The sequence below is a fragment of the Photobacterium kishitanii genome (assembly GCF_003026355.1).
Lineage (GTDB): Bacteria > Pseudomonadota > Gammaproteobacteria > Enterobacterales > Vibrionaceae > Photobacterium > Photobacterium kishitanii.
In genome coordinates this window covers 1-18577 of sequence record NZ_PYON01000028.1, presented here as the reverse complement: position 1 = coordinate 18577, position 18577 = coordinate 1, and the positions used below count along the sequence as shown (strand labels likewise).

The 18577-nt window shown below is 33.6% G+C and carries 19 protein-coding genes; 6 read left to right on the top strand and 13 right to left on the bottom strand.

Features of this window, described 5'->3' with window-relative positions; genetic code table 11:
- Positions 1 to 25: 25 nt before the first annotated feature.
- From C0W29_RS20110 to C0W29_RS20085, 6 genes are all read right to left on the bottom strand, one after another.
- The gene (locus C0W29_RS20110) at positions 26 to 307 is read right to left on the bottom strand and encodes a hypothetical protein (protein ID WP_045042980.1); all 282 of its coding nucleotides are present in this window, start codon (positions 305 to 307) and stop codon (positions 26 to 28) included.
- Positions 308 to 537: 230 nt separating this feature from the next.
- Positions 538 to 3474: a phage tail-collar fiber domain-containing protein gene (locus C0W29_RS20105; protein ID WP_045042979.1), complete on the bottom strand. Its 2937-nt coding sequence runs from the start codon at positions 3472 to 3474 to the stop codon at positions 538 to 540.
- A 318-nt stretch (positions 3475 to 3792) separates the two neighbouring features.
- The gene (locus C0W29_RS20100) at positions 3793 to 6555 is read right to left on the bottom strand and encodes a hypothetical protein (protein WP_045045693.1); all 2763 of its coding nucleotides are present in this window, start codon (positions 6553 to 6555) and stop codon (positions 3793 to 3795) included.
- 19 nt (positions 6556 to 6574) lie between these two features.
- On the bottom strand, positions 6575 to 6757 hold the full coding sequence (lysC, locus tag C0W29_RS20095; protein ID WP_205067879.1) for an Rz1-like lysis system protein LysC: 183 nt from the start codon (positions 6755 to 6757) through the stop codon (positions 6575 to 6577).
- 25 nt (positions 6758 to 6782) lie between these two features.
- The gene (locus C0W29_RS21775) at positions 6783 to 7100 is read right to left on the bottom strand and encodes a hypothetical protein (RefSeq protein WP_045042976.1); all 318 of its coding nucleotides are present in this window, start codon (positions 7098 to 7100) and stop codon (positions 6783 to 6785) included.
- An 11-nt stretch (positions 7101 to 7111) separates the two neighbouring features.
- On the bottom strand, positions 7112 to 7681 hold the full coding sequence (locus C0W29_RS20085; protein WP_045042975.1) for a lysozyme: 570 nt from the start codon (positions 7679 to 7681) through the stop codon (positions 7112 to 7114).
- A gap of 655 nt (positions 7682 to 8336) precedes the next feature.
- Here C0W29_RS20085 and C0W29_RS20075 point away from each other — a divergent pair.
- Positions 8337 to 8585 (top strand): Ogr/Delta-like zinc finger protein, encoded by a 249-nt coding sequence (locus C0W29_RS20075; RefSeq protein WP_036792931.1) that lies wholly within the window; start codon positions 8337 to 8339, stop codon positions 8583 to 8585.
- Between the two features lie 404 nt (positions 8586 to 8989).
- On the top strand, positions 8990 to 9628 hold the full coding sequence (locus C0W29_RS20070) for a helix-turn-helix domain-containing protein (RefSeq protein ID WP_045042973.1): 639 nt from the start codon (positions 8990 to 8992) through the stop codon (positions 9626 to 9628).
- A 91-nt stretch (positions 9629 to 9719) separates the two neighbouring features.
- Here C0W29_RS20070 and C0W29_RS20065 read toward each other — a convergent pair whose 3' ends face one another.
- Complete coding sequence (locus C0W29_RS20065; RefSeq protein ID WP_080888946.1) at positions 9720 to 11642, bottom strand: BCCT family transporter; 1923 nt, start codon at positions 11640 to 11642, stop codon at positions 9720 to 9722.
- A gap of 603 nt (positions 11643 to 12245) precedes the next feature.
- Between C0W29_RS20065 and C0W29_RS20060 the strand changes: the two genes are divergently transcribed.
- Complete coding sequence (locus tag C0W29_RS20060; protein ID WP_036791321.1) at positions 12246 to 12647, top strand: H-NS family histone-like protein; 402 nt, start codon at positions 12246 to 12248, stop codon at positions 12645 to 12647.
- Between the two features lie 111 nt (positions 12648 to 12758).
- On the opposite strand, the gene C0W29_RS20055 is transcribed toward C0W29_RS20060, so the two are convergent.
- The 3 genes from C0W29_RS20055 to rpoS form a co-directional block, all read right to left on the bottom strand.
- A complete protein-coding gene (locus tag C0W29_RS20055; protein ID WP_045045691.1) occupies positions 12759 to 13328 on the bottom strand; it encodes a hypothetical protein in 570 nt (189 codons plus the stop codon).
- A gap of 370 nt (positions 13329 to 13698) precedes the next feature.
- A complete protein-coding gene (locus C0W29_RS20050; protein ID WP_045042972.1) occupies positions 13699 to 14205 on the bottom strand; it encodes a hypothetical protein in 507 nt (168 codons plus the stop codon).
- Between the two features lie 182 nt (positions 14206 to 14387).
- Positions 14388 to 15242, bottom strand: a complete 855-nt coding sequence (gene rpoS, locus C0W29_RS20045; protein ID WP_052671721.1) for an RNA polymerase sigma factor RpoS — start codon at positions 15240 to 15242, stop codon at positions 14388 to 14390.
- Between the two features lie 233 nt (positions 15243 to 15475).
- Here rpoS and C0W29_RS20040 point away from each other — a divergent pair, with 233 nt between their 5' ends.
- Together C0W29_RS20040 and C0W29_RS21680 are read left to right on the top strand one after the other, a co-directional pair.
- Positions 15476 to 15868, top strand: a complete 393-nt coding sequence (locus C0W29_RS20040) for a hypothetical protein (protein WP_045042971.1) — start codon at positions 15476 to 15478, stop codon at positions 15866 to 15868.
- Positions 15868 to 16020 carry a hypothetical protein gene (locus C0W29_RS21680; RefSeq protein ID WP_155395137.1) on the top strand — a complete coding sequence of 51 codons (153 nt, stop codon included), beginning with the start codon at positions 15868 to 15870 and terminating at the stop codon, positions 16018 to 16020. Before C0W29_RS20040 ends, C0W29_RS21680 begins: the two co-directional genes overlap by 1 nt.
- 36 nt (positions 16021 to 16056) lie before the next feature.
- On the opposite strand, the gene C0W29_RS20035 is transcribed toward C0W29_RS21680, so the two are convergent.
- Positions 16057 to 16968: a LysR family transcriptional regulator gene (locus tag C0W29_RS20035; protein WP_045042970.1), complete on the bottom strand. Its 912-nt coding sequence runs from the start codon at positions 16966 to 16968 to the stop codon at positions 16057 to 16059.
- A gap of 161 nt (positions 16969 to 17129) precedes the next feature.
- Here C0W29_RS20035 and C0W29_RS20030 point away from each other — a divergent pair, with 161 nt between their 5' ends.
- A complete protein-coding gene (locus tag C0W29_RS20030; protein ID WP_045042969.1) occupies positions 17130 to 17684 on the top strand; it encodes a YbhB/YbcL family Raf kinase inhibitor-like protein in 555 nt (184 codons plus the stop codon).
- Positions 17685 to 18052: 368 nt separating this feature from the next.
- Here C0W29_RS20030 and C0W29_RS20025 read toward each other — a convergent pair whose 3' ends face one another.
- Together C0W29_RS20025 and C0W29_RS21795 are read right to left on the bottom strand one after the other, a co-directional pair.
- The gene (locus C0W29_RS20025) at positions 18053 to 18268 is read right to left on the bottom strand and encodes a hypothetical protein (RefSeq protein WP_045042968.1); all 216 of its coding nucleotides are present in this window, start codon (positions 18266 to 18268) and stop codon (positions 18053 to 18055) included.
- A 120-nt stretch (positions 18269 to 18388) separates the two neighbouring features.
- A partial coding sequence (locus tag C0W29_RS21795) for a hypothetical protein (protein ID WP_208019748.1) occupies positions 18389 to 18577 on the bottom strand: 189 nt, incomplete at its 5' end.

The following is an 18577-nucleotide window of genomic DNA, read 5'->3' as shown; positions in this document are numbered from 1 at the left end:
GCACCTAGCACCTAGCACCTAGCACCTAGCACCTAGCATTAAAGCGCTTAGCATCTCGTGCAACAGAAAAAGGAATAAAAGCACAACGAAGGTAACCAGCAATTACATTATCTTTATAAAGTGTTTTAATTTGATATCGAATAGAAACAATATTTGCCAGCATTAACCAACTACATATTAGAGCTAACATGCTGCCATATAAAATAAAAAGGCTAAAATCGGAGATCAAGAAAATAAGATTAATTATCAAAAGTGTTTTAGAAAGGTTAGATAATTTAGCCATTACGTGAGGTGATACTTTTTTCATAAAATAGAATTTATCATTATCGGATGGTCGCTAATAATAATCCTATTCGCAAAAGGCATAACAAGTATTTAAGAAAAACATTTTTACTAAAAAAGTATTATTTATGATGCATATCTCTTACAGGAATCCGCTTTATTATTACCAACAAGCAAATTTATAAAAAACACTATTACAGCAGTCACAATGATAAAAAAGCCGCTATAAAAAGCGGCAAAGATAAGATGATCGTATTATTTTTTCACAGGTTCTAATTTAAGCTCACCATTAGCAATAGCGATACGATACAGTTGACCATTAACTTCATCACGAATAACAACCCCTGCCCCCGCTTTATTGATTTTGATGTCATCTTGCATCCAACATGCACCATCTGCGGTCATAAATCCTTGTGACGCATTTCGATTATAAGTTTGACCATACAATGCACTGATATTTAATTGACCGGCCTGCTCAAAACCGCTATAGGTTATCACTATAGTTTTAATATTAGCAGCATTAATAAACCCAGTAACATTGGCAGTTTTCAATGTTTGACGAGAAGAATAAACTGATTTTTTATGTCGGTCATGTAAATCAATATCAATGATCCCTGCCGATAATTGATTATAACCAAGTGTGCTACCGATCATATTAAAGTGATTTCGCGCCCCCTCTAACGATATAATAACTTTATATTCATCACCTTTTTCAACCTCTAGTCGTACTGATGATTCAGGGTTAAAATCGAACATTGGGGTAAGATCAACCTTTGATTGCAACTTACCATTTTTTAATAATTGAGTATAACATCGAGGGCGATGATTAATAAAAGCAAGAAAGTTATCTAGCTTAGGTATATAACTATTAGTTAATGCTGAACCAACAGTCGGTGGCGATAATTCTGGCATTATATTACGAGCGACATAACCTTCAGCTATAAAAGTATTTAAACCAGGGTTAGATTCATACACTAATGGTGATAAATCACTACCATTTAATTTTCCTAAAGTTGCACCATAAAGCTCAACAATATTACCCGATGCCTCTGCATAACCAGGTGGGAAAGTATTACCCCGTAAAAATTGAATAGTATTGGTTGCTGTTTTAGGTGCATCCCAGCCCATTAATTCAAATTTATTATTACGCCCTTCACAAATAAGAAATGCTTCAGCACTCACTCGTGACCATTGAAAATCAAGACTTGCACAAGTATTACCTGCAACTTCACCACCAATTTTCCCATTAGGGCGTAGTAATGGTGATTTAACTACAAACCCTTGTTTGAATCGGCGTGCACATAAATTATGTAATTTATTACCGTTAACCCAAGTGATCCAACGGTTAGGAGTAATATCATCAATTACTGCTTGTAATACATAAGGTTGTTCAAAGCCATCGACATAGACATCAGAAATAAAATTGCGCCAAACATATTCATGAGAGCGCCGCTTAGTTAAGTCAGCAGTCCAACTTCCCGCTAATAGAACTAAACCTTGTCCTGTTAATTTAGTTTGATCTGCAACAATACCATGTGCGGTGTAATCATAATCAATCCAGCCATTGATAATGTTAAGTTGTGAAATTTTATTTTCAATACACCCTTTTGTTACCCATTTCCCTTCAAATTTTTCTGATGATGATGTCAACATAACCATTGCTTTATCAAAATACGCAAGTGATTTTGAACGCATAATTATAGGTTTCCCCACAAGGTTGACATTATATTTCAGTATGACACCAATAATATTACTACATAACTCTAGCGTGCCATCCCATTGCACATTAATATCTTTCAATTCAATGGTCTTATTAAAACGATAGACTTTATTTGGTATCCACAATATTAATCCATCTTTACGACAAATCTCTGCAGCATAATTAATCTTATCCCCCCAATCAGATAATGGGGCATAATCAGCCAGATTATCAATAGAATAAAAACTTTGACCTTCAATACAAGGTTGTAAATAATATTTTTGTTTATCTACAATAATAAAAGTTGTATTGGTATCAATTTCATTAACATCGCCATGGCAGGCCACGCGATAAATTTTATCATTAATACGTAAGCCATTATATCCTTCAGGAATGGTATCTCCGACAGCTAAGTTACGACTAATAGGATAAATTTTAAGGCCTGAGACGCTTTCTATTGCTTGGTGATCCTTCGCTTCAGCCCATCCTTTATCAACAACCGTATTTTGAGGTCGTAAGTCACTGACAGATCCATCTGTCATTACCTGACAAAGTTTACAATAATAATGATGAACACCATCAGTATTAACATAATTTTTTAAATCTTTATTAGAAATAATAATATTAAATTTTGTTTCTAATCCGTCAATGTCATTATTGTTTTTATAAGCATCAACATATATATAAAAAGGTTTATTAGATGCATCAATAACACGATTATTTTCTAATTCAATACGATGGCCAGAAATATAAGCCACACCTGCCATGACTTTATATACCCCTTCCATAGGTAATACCATAAAACCATTTTTAATAAACCAATCTTTACCTTGCTGATCAATAATGGCTTGCAATGCTAAATTTTCAACATTATCTAATCGTTGATGAGCCATAAAACTCGGGCCAGCAGCCATGATGGTGCTATTAGTAATTTCAGCAATGTTACTATAATTTAAAATAAAAGATCGGATTAACGTATTACCTTTTACGCCTGGACCATCGACGGTTTTAGTTGTTAACTTAGGATAAGTAATCGCAATAATAGTGTCATATTCACTACAATATAAGCAGCTCCAATTAAATTTAAATGGCCCAACATCACTGTCTAATGTTGTCGAAAGCGCTATTGCATCTTCAGATAAACGAATTTGTTGTTGAATTTTAGCATTATGAACAATTTCATTAGGTTGTAATGGTTCATTTTCTGTTGGCGCTTTACCACGATTAGGTTTATAAGCAAAAATCATTGAGTCAATTAGCAAGATTTTTTTTTGAGCTTGCATTTTAGCAATGAGTGCTCGACCTTTCGCAGTAATAATCACTTCTGGCTGATTTGACTGTTTCATCAAGTCAAGTGCATTAACTTTATCAACAGCGCCTGGAATAAACATGCCAGCCGTAGCACCGCCTGCAATCATTGTCGTACTTCTTAAAAAAGAACGGCGAGAAATACCTTTGTTATCATCGTTACTTATTGAATCTATTTTACTCATTCACTTACCTACTATTATGTATAAATAGCCCTTCAATTCATAGTTAATATATATAAAACATTGCTCTATACCATCATTGCAATGTATAACTAAAGTAATTAAACACCGCTATAAGTATTTATGGATTATTTATCTTGATGAAGTATTTTCAATATAGCGAAAGTGATCATCAAATACTACCGACCGGTATTAATATTAACAATAATTGACAAAGGTTAATTAACATCATCAATTAAATATTATTGATGCAATAAGAGAATTTTAAAGTAGCGAATAAAAAAGGCGTATTATAAATACGCCTCTGATAATATTTTTTACTTAATATTGATTAATATTTAATTCCATATCTAATACTGATGAATAATCACTATCACCGTAATCTGGATATAGTATTAGTGTTAATGCGCCCGAACGGCGACCAATACGAGCTCTAATTGGTGAGCTTTCACTACCATTACTAAAACGATCATTGCTATTAATTAAAATTTCAAAGCTACCATCATTCTTGGTGGCATTCCATTGTGCTTGAGTCCACTTTTTAGTTGTTGGATGGAAGTAGCCAATGGAACATGTCTCTTTTTCAATATTAACATTACTGATTTCAATACGAGCATAGAAATCAAAACAGCCCGCTTTAGTTGTCATTGTCCCGTTATAGTCATGAGTTTTATTCTCTAAACAACCATTACTTGGACGCGTTGCATTCATTACTATGATACCTGGTGTGGAGCCAGCAACCTCAGCATACGATATCCGGAACTTACCTGTTGTCATATCAGCACCAAATACATTTTGTTGAATACGCCCTAATAAGGCATTTTTAGCGCTTGAACTGTAATTCCCCCCCATATCTAATCGTATAACTTTAGGTACTTTATTTCCTGCAACAAAAACATCATGCCGTGGCGTAACATCATTTTTAGTTGAATCAACAATATGAACACGATTATCCAAAGTAATCTGATTAACAATACAGTCTTCAGGTTTAAAATCAGTTCCAGTACTACAGGATAGCTGTAACTCTTTAAGACAATTTGCTGTAATGTCATTGTTACTAATATCAATAATATAACCACCATTACGATGTTGGCGCGCATCATGCATATTAATATAAGCTAGCTTACCCGCGGTATTATTTGGCGTATAAACACGGTTACCCTTAAATACAGCACGACGATTAACCATTTGATTATCAATTAAGTATCTACTGTTATCCCACCAATTCACCGTTAGGAATGTAAATGCGCCAGACATTCGACCATCGCTGTTATAACCATCATCTGGTGATTCAAAATCACAATCAGTTATCTCATAACTTCCCACTATTTGCGTTGATATATCAGCAGTACGCGATAATTTAGGTAGCCAACACTTCACATTACGGATAACAATTGATTCAGCTGGCTCACTGCCATAATCAACACTGTTGTCCCATGGCATTCCAGGTTCAGGATAATATCCAATAAAGGTTCCTTGCGTTTTATCAACCGTTACATTAAATTTCTCTTTCATCGAACTAAAAAAGTTCTCTTCATAACGATGTTCAATATTATTAATTAAAGCATTACGTACTTTTTTCAAGTAAATACAAGTATTTGGTATACCGTCAGGCTTAAAATTATACGTGTTAATTGTTTCACAATCTCGCATTTCAGCACGAATACCAGCCAGATAAACAGGAGATAACTCTCGAGCACCAAGGCTATTTTGATGAGAACGAACCTTCACTCCTCGAATTCGCGCATTATTAAAAATTAAACGGTTACCTTCCCATAATACTGAAGTAACATATGCACTTGTATTACCATCTTCTCCACACCAAAAGTCAGCATCATTTTCCCAATCTAATCCTTCAATAATTAGACTTCGCATTGCTTTTTGTACGTCTAAATACCATGGATTAGTATTAGTAATACCACCAGAATATAGGCCTCGACTACAGTTTCGCATCACAACATTTCGAAAAACAATGCGATCATAAGGGAATTGATTCGCCCCTAAAAATGCCTGATGGCGCGAATTAGTTAGCGTTAAATTATCAAAAATCACCTCACCAAAACCAGCATAATCACCTCTAAAAGTATACTTTGTTGAATTGGGATTACCTTTTATTGGGTGTTGTTCTTTGCCTAAGAACTTATAACGGAAGCTACCATCATAAGTACAATCACGAGAAACAATACCACGGTATCCCCCCCAACCATCACCTTCAATAAGATTGAGCTTATCTGTTGTAACATGGTTACAATTTGTCTCACAATAATAAGGCATTTCTGGTACATTAGGCATCGTCATTGCACTCAAGCAATCATTAGCCTCAATACTAATAGGTGAACCAGTCCAGTAGATTTTTTTACTTCGGCAGCCATGAAACTCTAAACCATAACGAATAACAATTTCACCAGCCGTAGTATCAAAATAGACATTATCAATAAACGCTAACCGTACTATTTTATCCGCTGCTAAGTTTTTAAGAATTAATGCATTCGCTGCTGCTTTTTTAGCATCATTATAAATAATACCAGCCGTACTTGCTTCAACCCATAACGGTTTATTTAGCCCATCACTGAGATTTGGCGATAACGTAGCTTCTGTCCAATGACCATTTTCACGTACATATTTCTTATTATCATGAGGGGCATCACTAAGAGCTTCCGCCCATGTACCATCAGTACGCATATTATAAACTAAGCCTGGTTGGCCATTCGTTAATGCAATTGCAGCCCCTACTTGCTCTACCGTTGGAATATTATTTTCATGAAAAAATTTCACGAAATCTCGGCTAGGTAGTGTTTTCTTACTACCACTTCGAAAACCAATATCTTCATTATCATAACCACTTAATATTTGAATCGCAGTATCTGCTTTTGGCGATACTAGTGATAACATATTTCCGTAAGTTGCCCATGATGGAATATTCGGTTGTGAAGAACCACCAAGTCGCATTGTGGTGCTATCAGTCGGAAAAGTATTAATATCAATATTTCCATCAACAATAGCAGTAATATATTTCTCATTATTTAATGTGGTGTTTTTTAAATTTTCATTAATTTCGTTAATTTCGTTAATTTCATTTTTCATTTTAAAATTTCTCAATTTATTAATTATATTTATTTGTTTTTATTTGTTTTTCATACCACTGAAGATAATCATCGACTTGTTTTGCACAATTAGATAATGCGTTTTTTAGTCGAGGTAAATCTTCAGCAATTGTCTGTGCTGGTGTTTTTCCTGTTAATTTTGGTTTATTGCATGCCGTGATTAACCACGGCTCAGGTAACATAGTAATAACCTCTACATGGACTGGTTCAATATGGTTGCTGCAACCAACTAATAACATCATCAGGCCAACGAGTCTGATATTTTTTGTCTTTATACAATAGGTTATGTAACGATTCTGTAGTAACAATAAGTTCTCCTTGTTGTTTTACCTTTCGTTGCTCCCGTTGTCGTAATAAATTATTATTCTCTCTTTTCTGATCGACTAATCGTTTCAAACTTGCTGTGTTTGATTTATTAATCATTAGAATATTATCTCTATCTATTATTAGAGACTTCACTTCACGATCCGTATATTCAGATTTCACTAATAAAATAAAAATAATTGATAATAATAATAGCCTCATAGATACACTTCCTATTCAATGCATCGTGAATATTCTGACATTCTCCGTTTAACCAATCCTTTTAATTTTTTACCTCCACCATAAACCCAGCGAGATAATTGCAAGCAAGCTTGTAGCATTTTTCCAGTTCTTACATATGTGGATATTTTTGTTGCTGTAAGATCTTTATTTTTTAGAAAACGCTTACAGCCAGTATTAAAGATAAATGATGTTAAAGCATCATATTGCCCTTGAGTAATATAATTACTTCCAATAACATTATTTAAACAAGACTCCGCCTGTTGAATATTTGATACCCAATCTTTGGCAACTTGTTCATTATCTATAATATCTGTCGTTATATTATGAATATTACCAATACCATTTGTTTTATAGCCCGCAGGACAGCGATAAGCATCTAACCTACAACCTTCATAATCTCCAATCAGTTTTAATCCTTTATATGTTAAATTTAGTTTTCCTTGGTTTTCTCCAGCAATAACAACATTTCCTATTGGTAATGCACTATTCCCTACTCCACTATTACCAAGGAGTGCTATCACTGCAGTAATTGAGCATAAAATTGGTCTTAATTTATTCATGAATAAATATTCCTTTCTCTCTCGCTATTTGTTGCATAACTTTCTTATGCCAATAACTCAGAGATAGAGCGAATATCCCCATACAGAGTGAAATAATTAAAGACCAAGCTTCTATCGTCATGAATTGAAAATGGCCGATGATAACAAAAACCACAAACACCATTTTATTGACTAACCAATCCAATAACTCATACATCTTGTTATTCCTTGTTTATCTGAAGTAAATAGGGATTTTCTTCCAATATCTATCTTCAACGATGTAAGTCTCAATATTGATATTTCCGGTTACTCCAGTGTTTTACTTGATGCAGTGATTATTATTCATTTGAGGTGATAATGCATCAATTGTCGTTATGATACTATCGGAAAGGAGTGATAATCCGAATGAATCCGAATTTCAATTTACCATTTGATATGATTGATGTGTTTTTATGACAGAATTAAGCAATTGACTGACATCTCATTCACTAAAATGCAGCAGATCGAGGTTAATAGCGGTAGGTGTTCCTATCATTTCCCATAAAAGCAAAAATCTAAGCTTATCTATATCGAGCTAAAGGCTCACAATATTTTAGCTCTTTGTGGGTAATGACATTGTTTATACCAATGATTCTTGAATTTTTGCCTCAATATTAAATAGGTAATTCAAATGGCAATGCGTATTCACTGTACTCAGTGTGGCGAAAAAGCACGTATTAATAAAACAAACTGGTTTTCAAATGCAGCAGCAGACTTATATTGTTCATGTTCAGATCCTGAATGTGGGCATACCTTTGTAATGTCTTTAGGTTTTAGTCATACCATTAGCCCGTCGGCAAAAAACGTAAATGAACTTGTTATTGCTTTAGTTAAAACAATGCCACCAGAAAAAGTAAAAGAACTTCATCAAATGCTAACAATATAAACCTACGCGGAACGTTATTCGTTCCGCTTTAAAAAACCAATAACATCAATTGCACTTTATGAGGGAATGAATTGTAAACGGAGGAGATGAAATGTTGCTTTTAGGATATATAAAATTAACTGTTACATCTAAAAAACGCATAAACTCTGGTAATTAAATTCATTTGGCCGATATTTTATGTAAACGAGTCAAATATGACAAAATGAAATGATATAATATGCTATAAGTTTCATCGCTAACCCAGTCTGAGTAAATTTACACACCAACATATAAAGTAAATGTATAATTACCAACAAACACATAACGATTACGTTATAACGTATATTTATCTCTCATGTGTTAGTAACTATATACAGACTTAATCTGTTGTTATTCCATTACCTTGATAGGGTTGATAGTCCCAAATGAAACCTACTTCAACACATAAACCTCATATTACGACTCTTTCTCCTTACCAATATCTCGGTGGTAAAGCCGTCACATCAAAATTATGTTCAGTATTAGAAATTGATGAATATCAAGATCTTGCTGATATTTTCAATATTCCACGAGGCACGGTATCGACATGGCACTCTCGAGAAACGACACCATTTGAAATAGCTATCCGCTCCCACCTTGCAACAGGGGTATCGCTACGTTGGCTACTCTTAAATGAAGGTGAGGCATTTCCTCACATGATCACCTCAGATACAGAGGTAATATCAAACGCATTAACATTGCCTTATTACCAGTTAAAGTCAGGTGAACTTATGGCTCTTCCTGATTTATCTTTTGACCCAATATTACTTAAACAAGCTGATATTGAAGCCCACCTTTATATGGCACTACAAACATCGACTACAATCTTAATTATTGATAAAAAGGATAATTTACCTATTAGCGGCAGTTACCTCATCAGCATTGATAATTTAATGTCGATTAATGATATTCAACGATTACCCGGCAATAAGCTCGTATTGCATTATGGCCAATCTTCAATCGCGATTGCGCAAGACGATATTAAAATAATAGGTAAAGTTATTCTCTCAATTGAGCACGTATAAATAGCAATTGTTATTTATGAATAAAAAAGCCAATAAAAAAGGCGATCCGAAGATCGCCTTTTTAGAACATTTTTATATCAATCCATTGCTACTATGCTTTTTGTTCTTCAAGCTCTAGCATTTCTTCTTTCTGCTTCATTATATCATTAAACACTATTCGTGCTTCCTGAGCTAATGCAGATGCTTCAAGTTTAGCTTCTTTCGCTGTCATCGCTTCTGTTGTTAAACGGTGTAATTCTTCTGCTAATTCTTGAGGAACATCGCCATTATCAACACCACTATCACCACTTGCTAATGCTTCTGCTCGAATTTTCTTCTTAATCTTCCAGATTGCATTTAGCGCATCACGCTCAGTATCAGCAGCCTCAATCGCAACATCTTTTAATTGCTCAAACTTCGCTAACGCCATGCCTTCTTTTGACCATGGATCAACGTCTGGTAGTTCTTCAATATTGATCACTGGATCTTCGTAACCATTTTGGTGACTTAAATCAAGTGATGCTGCTTTTACAGCTGAAATCATTAACATTACAGTAATGAATAACAACGGTAAACCACCAACGATTGCTGCCGTTTGTAGTGTTGCTAGGCCTCCCATAAACATTAATACTGATGGCATGAACGACATTGCAAATGCCCAGAACAAACGGTTCCAACGCATTGGCTCTTCTGTAACATCATTTTGAACTACAGAAGCAAGAATATATGAAATTGAGTCGAACGTTGTTGCTGTAAAAATCAGACACAATAATGTAAATACTGCAATAACCACGGTACTGAACGGTAATTGCTCAAGAATAGAGAAGATAGCTTTTGTCGCGCCTTCTGCATTCAAAATACCCACAACATCAAGCGCACCGGATAATTGTAGCGATAGTCCATAGTTACCTAATACCATAAAGAATAGGAAACAACCCATTGAACCAAAGAAGATAGAGCCAGTAACCATTTGCTTAATTGTACGACCACGCGAAATACGTGCGATAAATAAGCCCATGCTTGGCGCAAATACTAACCACCATGCCCAGTAGAAAATAGTCCAATCTTGCGGGAAATGCGTATCTTCAAATGTACCATAGCCACCAAAAGGTTCAGCCCATGTTGCCATAATAAAGAAGTTAGAAAGCATACGTCCTAAAGAGTCCAGACCTGTTTCTAGCATGAAAATAGTCGGACCTACTGCAAGAATGAACGCAAGTAAACCCAATGCACCCCAAAAGTTAATATTACTTAGTACTTTAATACCTTTTTCCATACCAGCATAAGCAGAGTAACCAAAGATACAAGTACATAAAAGTAGCACTATAATTTGTGTTTCTGTATTTTTAGGGGTTCCAAATAAATAGTGTGCGCCTTCAGTAATTAACGGGGCGGCTAGACCTAATGTTGTTGCACCACCACCAAGCAAACCAAAAATGAACAGCACATCAATAACTTTACCCACCCAGCCATGACTACGTGCTTCACCAATTACTGGCATTAATGCAGCAGATACTTTCAATACAGGTTGTTTACGTACGTAAAAGAAATAAGCAATTGGCACCGCTGGAACAAGGTAAATACACCATGCAATAGGACCCCAGTGGAATACACCATAAGTTGCAGCCCAACGTACAGCCTCTTCACTACCTGGCTCTAATTGAAATGGCGGACTTTGATAATAATAAGCCCACTCGATAGCACCCCAGTACAAAATACTTGCACCGATACCACCACAGAAAAGCATTGCAGCCCATGAAGCTGTTTTAAATTCAGGCTCTTCATCTGCATCACCCAATTTAATTTGGCCAATATCAGAAAAAACAATGTAGATCATGAAAAAGAAAGCAGCCATACCAAGCGCTAAATATAAAAAGCCTAGTTTGTCTGTCATAAAGGTTTTAGCGACGGCAATCCATTCTGCACCTTCTTTAGGGAACAAAATAAGTGGAACAACCACCGAAATCAACATTGCTAATGCCCCAAAGAATGTAGGCTTATCAATCAATTCGAAATTTTTACGTAATGTACTCAAACGATATCCTTACTGCTATATATCATCCATGAAAAAGTTACATATATGATGTTCTTTTAACACTAAAGACACAAATAATATCAATTATGGTAACGATAAATTATTTTCATAATTAGCAAAGCAATCAATGATTTAATAAAATATCGACTATCTGATTTATTAATAATCAGATAGCTGATGTTTTTGTTACAAATAGAAACAAATAAGATTAATCGACAAGTATGATACTGATAAAATTATATGTTGGTTATCAAGTTAATCTTAAGCAGTAAATATCAAACACGTACCATATCAGTAGTTAAATATATGGGTTTGTAAGGATCTGTGACCGATAAATACTTATTTATTTTTCTAATATGGTTAACAGTATCATCGTTCAAATTTCATAATAATAATTTAAGTTCACCAATACCATTCTTCACCATTGCTAATTAACTAATGATAATACGAGTATTACTCTCCTTTTATTTATCATTAAAATAAAAAACAGTAGTAATATGACAATTAAAAAGAAAAAATGAGATTTAGTTACAACTATAGTAACTATTTTTAGTGTCTTATTATAAAAGTTAAGTACAATAGGCTAAATTACTTTTATTTAGAATTAATAACATGATTGAAACTCTTTTAAATCTACGCTCTTTAAGAGCTCAAGCGCGTGAAATGTCTATTGAAGATCTACAAGAAGGTCTACAGAAGTTCACTCAAGTCGTTGAAGAACGTCGCGTGGAAGAAGAAGCAGCTAAAGCAGAAAATAAAGAACAAGAAGCAAAACTGCAGAAATACCGCGATATGCTTGCTGCTGAAGGTATTACACCTGAAGAATTAATTGCATTAATTGGCGACAGCCCAAAAACAAAGAAAAAGCGTGCGGCTCGCCCAGCTAAATACAAATTTGTTGATGAAAATGGCGATGAAAAAACGTGGACAGGCCAAGGCCGTACACCTAAAGCCCTACAACAATTACTGGATAATGGCGACGCACTAGCTAGCTTCGAAATCTAATTTACATATTATTTATGTAATTGAGTAGATAAAAAAAACGCTCGTTGTATTAATCAATGAGCGTTTTTTATATTAAGCATAAATTAAAACAATATTAAATATTTTATAAATTTACTTATTTTCAGCTGCTAATTGTTCAGCAGTATCATTGCGAGTTGTAAATAGTTTATAGCTCATAATTATAATGACTAATGCTTTAATAATCATCATCTGTGGATTACCATAATAACCAGCCATCCCCACAAAACCTGAAAGCAGCATCAATATCCGATATTTTTTCAATTCTGTCATATACAATGCGATCACGATCACGCCTAAATCAACAAACTGTAATCCAACAGCTAATGTTGGCTCTGCGATAAAAGCATGAATTGCAACATAAACTATATATGATATACCAATAATCATCACAGCCGCTAACAATTGAATAACTATCTTTGCTGTTTGAGTAAAGTCTTTAAAATATCGGTATAAATTAATTGCTGTAACCGATAAATTAAGAATAACTTTCGGCCACCACCCCATCAAGATTGACCATATTGTATCATTTGTGGCAGAAGCAAAAGCCGCGTAACGAGTAACTTTCATCGTGTTAAATATAGTAATTAAGATATAAAACACCACAGATGTCCATCCTAATATATCTTTTAATAGATCAATCACAGCAACATCTCTCAACATACCATTAACTATTAATGGTGGTAATAATAAACTTTGATGTTAATATTTAACGTATATCCATATATAAAGTGGAGTAACACTAAAAACACAGTGGATAATACCATATGAATTTACATTATCACATCAAGGTATAATGCTGATTTGATTATTTACAGAGGATTAAATGCTGATGATATTACATACCAAAGATTTAACCGTACTATTTCGTATTACAGGGAGGTGACTACGTGGTTAAAAATACCAATATTAAAAACCAGTATACGTATATAGTAGATAAAGGAGATCAAATCCCTCACTTTCACCTCATAAAAAACCGCTAATATTTAGCGGTTTTTTGATATCTAAAACCATCATTTATATCTAAACTAAATTAACTAAAGCACTCATTATTAAAGCTTGATTGGCACATAGTTAACACTGAAGCTGTCAGTCTTAATGCCATATTAATTGAATCATCAGACTCATCGCAAGACTGTAATAAAGTAATATGATTGTTTAAACAACTATATCCTTTATTAACTAAGCAAGCAGCGATACAAGCATAGTAATAACTTGTTTTATCTTCAACATCTAACTCTTTTAATGGGGCTAGCTGCATAGCATTAGTAACATTACAATTCAAATCAACACTATGCATTGCCATATAGTAAGCATTCGTCGCAGCCATTCTGACTACTGCATGATGGATATCTTGGCGCTGATTGATCGTTACATCACCAACAAGGTGCTGAATCATTTGCAGCACATTCTTATTCTGACAAGCTAAGGCCGCAGCATAAACAATATATTGCATTCGATTAGTAGATAATAATGATTGTCGAGAGATTAATGCATTAAGTAATTCTGAATGTTCACATGCTTCATCGGTAATTGGCATAACAATACTCCTAAAATTATGAATAATAATTTCATCACTATGTTCATAACTTTATAGTATGCTTCTTAACTCAAACTGCAATCTGCAGATATGGAGCATTACTGTGTATTTATGATCAATACACATATAATAAATATAGAAAAGGGATGATAGTAATCATCCCTTTTCTAATATAAATAATTTTATGCTGATGCTGAAAACAACATTTCCATATCATAGTTATCATTGGCTAGAGAACGTTTTAGTCGAGTAAGATTTTTTATTTGTAATTGCCTAATTCGTTCACGTGTTAATCCAACGGCATCAGCAACCTCTTGTAATGTCTGAGGTTCGTAGCCTTGTAATCCAAAGCGGCGACAAATAATTTCTCGATCACGCTCTGTTAATTTAGACAACACTTTTTGAGTGATAGTTTGCATGTCATTATCTTCTAATGCTTTATCTAAATTAGAATTTTCATCTGCAACAAAATACGACAACGAATTATTTTCGTCTTCACTTAAAGTTTGATCAAATGATAATACATGCATATTATTTGTCATTAAAAATGAAACTTCACTAACATCACGCTTTAAGTAGTCGGCAATTTCTTCTTGAGATGGCTCATTATTATTTTTAGTCATTAAATCACGATGAGCACGCAAAATAGTATTTACTTCTTTTGACACATGTACTGGTAATCGAATAGTACGACTTTGATTATGGATCGCTCGCTCAATAGTTTGCTTAATCCACCATGATGCATAAGTAGAAAAGCGAAAACCTTTCTCCGGATCGAATTTTTCTACTGCGGTAATTAAACCAATATTTCCTTCATCAATTAAATCACTCAATGATAAAGTAGACGCTCGATATTTTTTTGCTAAGCTAACAACAAGGCGTAAGTTAGATTCAATAAGAACACGTTTAGCTCTTTCATCACCTAATAATGATTTACGGCTATAAAGGATCTCATCTGCTTTTGTAAGTAGAGGTTTAAACGATATATCGTTTAAATAAAGACGAACCACATCATTTTCAAATGTTACTTCCTTCATACATCATCCTTGAGTACTTATTGTTCTAATTGTTATTTATTAGTTATAATAATAAAGATATTTTATCTTTTACACAACAAGTGATCACACAAATTAAACACAATATTATCCTAACTGAAAACCATCGCTGATAATACTGTAAATACTCTTTATCGTTATTTTTCATGCCCACTCAATACGCTTAGGGTATACTATTTAATAATTTAGAATTAAAAATAACAGAGTAAATTTATATGCTTCCTTTTTTAAAAAAAACACTTTTAGTGACTGTTAGTATTGGCGCGTTATTTTCAACAGCCGCGAATGCAACAAACTCAACTGTTGCGCAATCATGTATCACAAATCAAAATTATAATGAGCAAGGGCTTATTAATTGTTTACAACAGGCAGCAAAAAATGCCAAGGAACAAGTCTACAATTTGACTGATCAGGGTGATATTTACGACAAAACAATTAACACCCAGTGTAACAATAAAAAAGCAGCCTTTGATAAAGGGCCTGTCATTAGCAGTGATAATGAAAAATTAGCACTATGCTATGCAAACGCTTGGTCAGCAGCACGCGATAGTTTACTGGGTGAAAAATACAACACTAAATTAACAACTGATGTTTATAAGGATAAATAGTGAGACATTTATCTGATTACCAACAGCAAATTCAGGCCTTAGTTTGTAATAATGAATACTCACTAGAACAAGCGATCTTAATACTAAGATCACTGCTTGAAGATATTGAAAATGATGATGCTATAACAGATATAACAATGTACGCTCAATAGTTCATATTAAATCAACATCTTGCCTATTGAAAAATATCAAAAAGTAGTTATTGCTATATCATCACTAATATACGACTCAATTTCTTGATAAAGAAGTTGAGTTGATGGATTTTGCATTTTTTCATAATTACTTACTAAATAATAACCAGGGATTTTATCTTGCATCTCCCCCATATCAATAGCCTCTATAAGTACACCTTGTTGTATATATGATTCAACAAAAATACGATTAACAAAGGCAATGCCAATCCCCTGTATAGCAGCCTCAATCGCATGCAATGAATTTTGAAAATAGACCTTACTCTGATTTGGATGAGGTTTAACATTATTATTAGCTAAAATTAGATCCCATTGAATCAATCTATTTGTCGTTTCAATCAATGTACTGGTTGCTAATAATTCACCTGGAAATTTAATTAAAGACTTATCAATATAATTAGGGGCACATACCGCTATCATTCGTTCTGGAAATAATAACCTACAATATTTTTCACTCGGCCTCTCAATACAGTAACGTATTGAAATATCGATATTTTCTTTATTTAAATCCAACATTTCAATGGTATCTATAAAAACAACAGAAATACTATTTTCGCTTAAATATTGGTAATTAATTCTTGGTAATAACCACTTATTTAATAACGTAGGCGGAATTGATACCATCATTTTCTGTGTTTTTGTAACAAAGCCTATATCCGTCGTTGCTTGCTCTAAATCCTTTAAAATCAAACCAATACGATTAAAATAGCGTATTCCAGCATTAGTTAATTTAATTCCCCGGTGTTGACGGATAAACAATTTTTGACCAATAAATCCCTCAAGAGTCTGGATCTGATGACTTACAGCCCCTGGAGTTACAAATAATTCTTCAGCTGCTAATTTAAAACTTTGTAACCTTGCACAAGCTTCAAAATAAATAATACCTTTTAATGGGGGCAATGATCTCACATTTTATCCTTAAGTTATTTTTTCTCAACTATTCTTGTATTTATATTGGTTTGAACTATTGTAACTAATGCTACATTATAAGCATAAGAGATTTCATCTTAATGCTTAATAATTATAGATCGTTTAAATAATGAAGATTTTATTCTTCCATAGGTGCAATAATGAAAATTAAAACAATTGCTGTGGCGATGCTTTTTGCTTTACCCGCTTTTATGTCACAAGCTGCTATGACATTAACTAGTCAAAATATTACGAATGAGCAAACATTAAATAACCAACAGCTATTTAACCAATGGGGATGTACCGGTAAGAATGAATCACCACAACTAAGCTGGACTGATGTTCCTGCTGGAACTAAAAGTTTCGCAGTAACAATGTACGATCCTGATGCGCCAACAGGCAGCGGTTGGTGGCATTGGAGTGTGATTAATATTCCAGCCAATGTACACTCATTAGCAGAAGGCGCAGGTGCTGTTGGTGGTAAAGCATTACCTAAAGGTGCAAGCATGGTAACCAATGATTTTGGCTTTAAAGGTTTTGGCGGAGCATGCCCACCACCAAATGCAAAACCACATAATTATCAAATTACTGTTTATGCACTAAACACAGCAAATATAAAATTACCTGAAAATGCATCACCAGCATTAGCTGGCTATAACATCCTAGCTCATGTCATTGGAAAAGCACGCCTTGTAGCACCAACAAATGCTCGATAAAGCTTTTTATTAATAGAAGCCACTTCTCAAGTGGCTTTTACTCTAAAATATATTATTTATAACGACTCACCGATTAGCTAATTATAATATATAACTAATGTATATATGTGGAATGGTATCTACAACCAATACATATAGATTTAAAAGAGTATCTATAACTATTCATCACAGTTTTGAATGCTTAAAAAGATATCACTAGTACAATTTATTCTTACAGTAACTATAGCGTCATGAAAATCGACTAAATATACATCCATCAAATGTTAGTTAAATATTAATAAAAAAGCAATATCATAATACTGCTCAATCTATTTAACTAATAGACTGATATTTAATTAAAATATGTAATTTAATTAAACACCCTCCTTTTATTTATTGGTTATTAATTGAAAACAGCCAATGCTTTCATTGTCATTATTTTTGATTATACCTTTTTCTAGATCTTCACAATATGAAAAACTAATATTTATATCATCGACATCACCTTGAATAAGTACATGTCGTAATAACACATCACTATTCAACTGATGTAATGTCGCATGCCACTGTAAATTATTTTTAAATAAATTAAAACTTACTAACATTAAATTACCTCTTATATAAATCAACATTAATTACATTAACATGAATTTAACAAAATGCAATTGCTTAATTTCAATAAAAATAACAAATAAGATTGCGACTTCAATTCTAATTTGAATCTACTATTCAAAAATAATAACGATAATACGTAAAAAGAAACTTAGAGGAAGATAATAATTTGGAGTTTGGAGTTTGGAGTTTGGAGTTTGGAGTTTGGAGTTTGGAGTTTGGAGTTTGGAGTTTGGAGTTTGGAGTTTGGAGTTTGGAGTTTGGAGTTTGGAGTTTGGAGTTTGGAGTTTGGAGTTTGGAGT